1 protein-coding gene is annotated in these 830 nt (G+C 37.3%); it reads right to left on the bottom strand.

Features of this window, described 5'->3' with window-relative positions; translation table 11 throughout:
* Positions 1-713, bottom strand: a 713-nt coding sequence (locus DW096_RS19070; protein ID WP_120028863.1) for an IS4 family transposase, incomplete at its 3' end; no start/stop codon positions are given.
* Positions 714-830 lie beyond the last annotated feature (117 nt).

The raw sequence follows: 830 nt of genomic DNA, 5'->3' as shown, positions 1-830 counted from the left end.
GCGTCTGAAAGCACATTCTTAGGCAGCCTACGTTTCCATTGGATGGATTTGTACCCGAGATTCTTTTTTGCTCTGACAACAAAGTAGGCTTCAATTTGATGAATTTTATACAGTATTTTGAAGTTGTTATAACCGCGGTCAAAGATGTAATAAGAGCTTGGTTCATAAGGAATTTCAATCATAACTTTAGAATCGTGTACGGATGCTTCCGTGATATGAAAGAATGCAGGAATCTGTGTTTCCACATCATATAATGTATGCACTTTGATACCACCTTTCTTTTTGCGGAATTTTGCCCACCAAAAGACTGAAAGGCACAGGTCAATAGTAGTCGAATCGAAAGCATAAACGTTACCGCCAAGTTTGAAAATATGATTAGCACACTTTTGTCGTGCTTCGCTAACCAGGTAGTAAGCATATTCTTCAAAGATGTGATAGTCTCTATCTTGATTTGCTCTTGCCAGCGATGACTTTGATACATTTTTACCCATTCCTAAATGATAACATTTGGAATGATGAGCTTCAAGAGCAACTATCAAATCTCGCAGACTTTCACGATTAGAAAGTTGACCAAACATCAAAGCAAGTAGTTGATTCCAGCAGGTGAAGTGCTTCACATATTTATCACCATCATACTTGGTGACTATGCGGTTAAACTTACTTCGATTCAGAAATGAAGCCAATTGAGCGAAAACGTATTTGTCTTGGAACATATGCCATCGGATTAATCTGATGCAAAGCTACAAATTCAAGTCCGTTCGCTCGGAAAATCGCTGTAACTAACTAAATTTCAAATATTTCAAAGAACTCTTTTAGATTTTAATGGGACA

Source organism: Bacteroides sp. AM07-18 (genome assembly GCF_003602695.1).
GTDB lineage: Bacteria > Bacteroidota > Bacteroidia > Bacteroidales > Bacteroidaceae > Bacteroides > Bacteroides uniformis.
This window is presented reverse-complemented; position numbering and strand designations above follow the sequence as displayed.